At 34.4% G+C, this 5,275-nt stretch carries 6 protein-coding genes; 5 read left to right on the top strand and 1 reads right to left on the bottom strand.

The features are described 5' to 3' along the window. Positions 1 to 180 precede the first annotated feature (180 nt). Genes cas1 through cas4 form a run of 3 tightly spaced genes read left to right on the top strand, consistent with a single transcriptional unit; the run spans position 181 to position 2,049 of the window. A complete protein-coding gene (gene cas1 / locus PLH43_RS12960) occupies positions 181 to 1,176 on the top strand; it encodes a CRISPR-associated endonuclease Cas1 (RefSeq protein WP_324363797.1) in 996 nt (331 codons plus the stop codon). Next, entirely contained in the window at positions 1,170 to 1,460 is a 291-nt protein-coding gene (gene cas2, locus PLH43_RS12955) for a CRISPR-associated endonuclease Cas2 (RefSeq protein ID WP_324363795.1), read from the top strand. The genes cas1 and cas2 overlap by 7 nt, the downstream gene beginning before the upstream one ends. Continuing rightward, entirely contained in the window at positions 1,435 to 2,049 is a 615-nt protein-coding gene (cas4, locus tag PLH43_RS12950) for a CRISPR-associated protein Cas4 (protein WP_324363793.1), read from the top strand. Before cas2 ends, cas4 begins: the two co-directional genes overlap by 26 nt. A 56-nt stretch (positions 2,050 to 2,105) precedes the next feature. Here the strand turns inward: cas4 and PLH43_RS12945 are convergent, their stop codons facing one another. Further along, complete coding sequence (locus PLH43_RS12945; RefSeq protein ID WP_324363791.1) at positions 2,106 to 3,662, bottom strand: stalk domain-containing protein; 1,557 nt, start codon at positions 3,660 to 3,662, stop codon at positions 2,106 to 2,108. A gap of 602 nt (positions 3,663 to 4,264) precedes the next feature. On the opposite strand from PLH43_RS12945, the gene PLH43_RS12940 reads away from it, so the two are divergent. Both PLH43_RS12940 and PLH43_RS12935 read left to right on the top strand, forming a co-directional pair. Beyond that, the gene (locus tag PLH43_RS12940) at positions 4,265 to 4,903 is read left to right on the top strand and encodes a hypothetical protein (protein WP_324363789.1); all 639 of its coding nucleotides are present in this window, start codon (positions 4,265 to 4,267) and stop codon (positions 4,901 to 4,903) included. 143 nt (positions 4,904 to 5,046) lie between these two features. Further along, the coding region (locus tag PLH43_RS12935; RefSeq protein WP_324363787.1) for a stalk domain-containing protein at positions 5,047 to 5,275 on the top strand (229 nt) is incomplete at its 3' end.

Raw genomic sequence — 5,275 nt, 5'->3', positions numbered from 1 at the left:
GTTGAAGTGGTACTTCCAGTAAAACAAGGATTGAAACAAAGTAAAAAGCTTTATTCTTATTTTATTTTTTTTAGTTGAAGTGGTACTTCCAGTAAAACAAGGGTAGAAGCAACACAGCGTGTATTAGTAGACTGCTGAATACTACTCAACGAATTGGAACTAATTGTAAGGAGGTGCAAAATGAAGCTGATTCTGAACACACCAGGACTTTACCTTTGCAAAAGGGGAGAATGCTTTCAGATTCAGAGTGAGAATGAAAAACGAGAAATAGCCGCAACAAAAGTCGATCAAATAATGATTACAACCCATGCTGCACTTACAACTGATGCAATCGAGCTAGCCCTTGAATATAATATTGACATAATATTCTTAAAAAGTACGGGACAGCCTATGGGACGCGTGTGGCATTCTAAACTTGGGAGTATCAGTACAATCAGAAGAAAGCAGTTATTCTTACAGGATAGTCCGCTTGGGCTTCAACTTGTACAGGAATGGATATTAGAAAAGATGGATAATCAAATAAAATTATTAAAAAAATTAGAAACTAACCGCAGAGACGAAGAAAAACGTGCGTTAATTAGAGACGCTTTGGAAAAGATTGAGAAGCAAAAAGATAATATCATGTCAATTAAACAAAGTGAAACAGTAAACAGTGTAAGAAATATGCTACTTGGCTATGAAGGAACAGCCGGAAGAGTATATTTTGAAACCCTTGGCAAGCTGATTCCGGAAAAATATGCGTTTGAATTGAGAAGCCGAAATCCAGCAAAAGATCCTTTTAATTGTATGCTTAATTATGCTTACGGTATTTTATATTCTAGTGTAGAAAAAGCCTGTATAATTGCGGGGTTGGACCCATATATAGGTATTATGCATACCGACAATTATAATAAAAAAGCCCTTGTATATGATATGGTTGAGATGTACAGAGGATATATGGATGAAATAGTTTTCCGCTTATTTAGCACAAAGAAAGTACAAGACAATTTTTTTGACAAAGTAGAAGATGGATATTATCTTAATAAAGAAGGAAAGCAACTGCTGATATCCGAGTATAACAAAGAGCTGGAAGTTAAAATGAATTACAGGGGAAGAAGAATAGAATTTGCCAACATTATTCAGTACGATTGCCATCAGATTGCAAATCGCATACTGAAGGAGGACATGCAATGTTGACATGGGTAATTTACGATATTACATCCAATAAGACAAGAAACAATGTAATAAAGAAGTGTAAAAATGCCGGACTTTACCGTGTACAAAAAAGCGTGTTTCTTGGTGAGCTTGAGAGCAATAAGTTTGATGAACTTAAATTGGTACTCGATAACATAATAGACAAGGACGTTGATTCTGTTTATGTGTTTACAATGAGCAAGGCTGATCTCAATAAAGCAGGTTTGTTGGGACAGGCATTTGACAAGGAGTTGGTAACTGATGAAATCATCTCAAAGTTTTTTTAATGAAAATCAATTCTATATTACACCTTCAGACATGATAGAGTTCCTTTACTGTAAGAGATATATTTATTATATGAAATGCCTTGGAATTGACCAGAATGAAGAGAAACGTTTTAAAGTTATGATGGGAAGGGAAATACATAAAAAGAGAGGAGAGCAGAACAAGAATTACCTGCCGAAGAAAATTGGGTCGATAGGTAAAATGATAGGTGTAAACTTGGTTTCTGAAAAGTATGGAATAAGGGGAAGTGCCGACGAAGTCCATACACTTTTTGATGGGACAATGGCACCGTTGGATTATAAATTTGCTACATATGATGAAAGACTTTTCAAGACTTATAAGAATCAGCTTGTCATGTATGCAATAATGATTGAAGAAACATTCGGAAAAAAAGTTCATAAAGGATTTTTAGTGTATTGCAGGGAAGAAAACAGACTGGTGGAAGTTTGCGTGACAGAAGAAGACAAGGACAATGTTTGCCTTTATATAGAGGAGTACAGAAAGATCATGGATGGATATTACCCTGAAGCAACAAAGCAAAAAAGTAAATGCCTTGATTGCTGCTATAAGAATATTTGTATAAAAATATAAAAGCAAAAAGCCACTGCGAAAAGCATCACAATGGCTTTTTACATCTCATAAATCAACTAATTAGCGTAATAATACTTAAAAGTTAAATTGATATGATCCTGTTCAATAACGTTAACGAGCATGCCGAGTTTGAAAGTTTCCAATTTTAAATCCTTAGCGTTACCCTCATATGAGGTATAAAGTCTGTAATACATTTTATTGTCATAAACAAAGGATACCTCAATATTATCACATCCCAATATCGAACCGAAGTTTTTCTGAACAACTTTATTCAAATAATCGATTTTATCCTGTTTGCTCAATGCTCTAAACAGATTCAAATCATATTCGCTTTTTGCAACCAAAAATATTTTTGCTTCCGTAGGTTTAAGATTATAGGGCTCGGGTAATATACCGTCTACTGTAAGTATATCAAGAGATTCATCCAATTTTTGAATAATAGCATCTCTTGAAAGACCTGTGTTATTTATGTTTTCTTCCGGAGAAGAAACATAAACGGTTTTAGTATCCGGATCCCAGCCTACGTCGGCACCGAAGGATTCCGAAACAAATCTCACCGGTACAAGGGTACGACCGTTGACAATTTTGCCGGGCACATCAAGACTGACTTCTTTTCCGTTTACAATAGCTGTTTTGGAACCTATTTGAAGTGAAAGTGTAGTGCTGCCCAATTGGCCTTTTACAGTTTTAGTGGAATCTATCCATTCTACAGATGCACCCAATGCTTCAAATACCATTCTCAGAGGAAGAAGAACCCTTCCTTCCTCAATAGTGGGAGGAACGTCAAACTCCATATACTTACCGTCCACATAAACTCCAACACCTGTCAAGGTTTTAAAAGCATTTAAATTTCTGATGTTATCAAAGTCTTTATCATTTATAGCGAGAGCTTTATATCTGGGTGCCAATTGAATAGCTTTTTTAAGATTAGCTAGAGCCTCGTCTGTTTTTCCCCAAAAGGAATATACACATGCGCTATTATAAAAGGCTCCTGCCTCGTAGGGGTCTAATTCGAGTGTTTTCTTGAGACACTTCATTGCTTCGTTAATGTTACCGACATTGAATAAAAGATCGCTTAACGTGATATAAAAGTATAATTCTTTTGGATTATTCTTTATTCCAAGTTTGTAGCATTCAATAGCTTCGTTGATTCTATTCATTTCAAGCAGGGAACCTGCTTTAAATATGTATAAGGGTATGTAGTTTGGTACTGCAGCGATTCCTGCGTCAAAAGTGTTGAGCATTTCGTCATTTCTGTTGAGGCTTGAATAAATTAATGCCTTTTTTAGATGTGCATCTCCGTAGTTCGGTGAAATGTTTAGTGCTTGCTGGATAGCAGTTAAAGCTTCTTGGTATTTTTCCTGGTATTGCAATATTTCGCCTTTCAAACAATAATATTCCGGTTTGGGGCTTATATTAATGGCTTTGTTGCAATAGTCAAGTGCCAGGTTGTAGTTTTCCTGCGCAATAGCACTGTAAGCGCTTAAAACATATTGGTCCGCTTCATCCAAATTTGAGTTATTCGCCAAAACCGGTATACCGAAACAAAAGATTGACGTAAAAATACAGATGATTAATAAGATTTTGACGCTGAGTACAGTTTTCTTTTTCATTTTTCCCCTCCGTAATTATTTTGTAGTAGTGGATGAAAATTATTATATCATGTTTTATTGAAAATTTTATTATATCGAGCGGTAAAATTACACTGAAATATTAACTTATAAGATAAATGTGGGAATTATTGTAAGGAGCTTAAATATTTCTCGTTCGTAAATTAATTTTATCGCTGGAATATAGTTGCATTTTTAATCTCCTTTAGTATGATATTAATATGGACAAATGTAATGTGTTGCAGCACAAAAGATGTGTGGAATGGTTTCTGTGAGCATTACACTCTTGGTTTTAACAGTATGAATTGAAATATTTTGTAATTAATAAAAGATATTATTATAAGCTTATCAATACTATAGGGGGGGTTAAGGTTATTCTGGAATATGGATGGGGTGTTAAAATGAGGTTTTAAAAATGATACTGATGGAATGAATTACACTATTTTATATGAATAATTGATTGTTTTTATTGCAATTTCTATTGGAGTATGCACTGCGGGGTATGACGTTTTATGGCAAAAAGGAGATAATGAGCACTTTTTGCGAAATTAATTTATGAGAATAATTGATTATTTATAATGACTGTGAAGGTGTGGTGATGGCAAGTGAAAAGACTCGTGATTCTTTTATTTGTGTTGCTAAGTGTAGGAATTGGCAGTGGGTATGCCGATAAAACCGACAAAAACGATTTGAATTTTAGAAAGACAAATCGAGAACATAAAACATACTTGTCGGCAGTCGGAATTTCGGCCAATTCTTCAGGTGATATTGCTATTGGATTTGTTGATGATTATATAAATGTGTACGATAAATATGGCAACTTTAAATATTCTTTTGCCTTTAATGTCGAGGGCAGATATTTATTTGAGTTCGATGAGCAAGACGATATTATGATTTTTTCGGTTAGGGACAGTGCATATTATTATTTTAATTCGGATGCTGAACTAATAAAGACAGAAAAGATTTCCAATTCGGAAGAAAGTGAAAGCTATTATACAAATCACTCAAGCAAAAGAAAAGTAAATAATGTAGATATTGACGGTATTAATTATTCGCTTAAACAGGTCTTTGGCTATATCAGACTTATAAAAACCGATGCTGATGGCAATGAAACGATAATATATGAAACAGGTTTGCAATACATCGTTAAGGTATTAATTGTATTGGTAATCCTGGCATTTGCTGCAATAGTAATATGCGGTCTTATTAAGACAATATCGACAGAAATGAAGAAGTATATGTAGATGTAAAGAAATTGTCGAAAACTATAATACAGCTTTGATGTTAGGTTTTGGATGTTATATAATTGTATAGTAGAGTTAAAGTGTGGTTTAATAGCAAAACAGGAAGCAAAAATAAATTTAAAACTGTATGGGGGAATTTAGTTGTGAGGAAAATAGCGTTTATATTAGCGATTATAAGTGTTTTTATGATGTTAACAATAGCTGTGGAAGCGGCAATAGAATTACCATTAAGGGTAGAGGTAAATGGTGAAAGATTGAATTTTCCGGATGAGCAGCCGTTTATCGATTCGAATGGAAGGACTCAAGTACCGGCAAGGTTTATAGCAGAGAAGTTGGGAGCAAATGTAACATGGAATGGTAAAGAGCAGAAGG

The organism is Acetivibrio sp. (assembly GCF_035371925.1).
Classification (GTDB): Bacteria; Bacillota; Clostridia; order Acetivibrionales; family Acetivibrionaceae; genus Hungateiclostridium.
Note: the sequence above shows the minus strand (reverse complement) of the source record. Positions and strands in the feature narration are given on the sequence as shown.

What these genes read in the sequence shown, in the direction of transcription:
- cas4 (WP_324363793.1), top strand. Translation starts at nt 1,435, where the DNA reads ATGAAATCATCTCAAAGTTTTTTTAATGAAAATCAATTCTATATTACA.
- cas2 (WP_324363795.1), top strand. Translation starts at nt 1,170, where the DNA reads ATGTTGACATGGGTAATTTACGATATTACATCCAATAAGACAAGAAAC.
- cas1 (WP_324363797.1), top strand. Translation starts at nt 181, where the DNA reads ATGAAGCTGATTCTGAACACACCAGGACTTTACCTTTGCAAAAGGGGA.
- PLH43_RS12945 (WP_324363791.1), bottom strand. Translation starts at nt 3,662, where the DNA reads ATGAAAAAGAAAACTGTACTCAGCGTCAAAATCTTATTAATCATCTGT.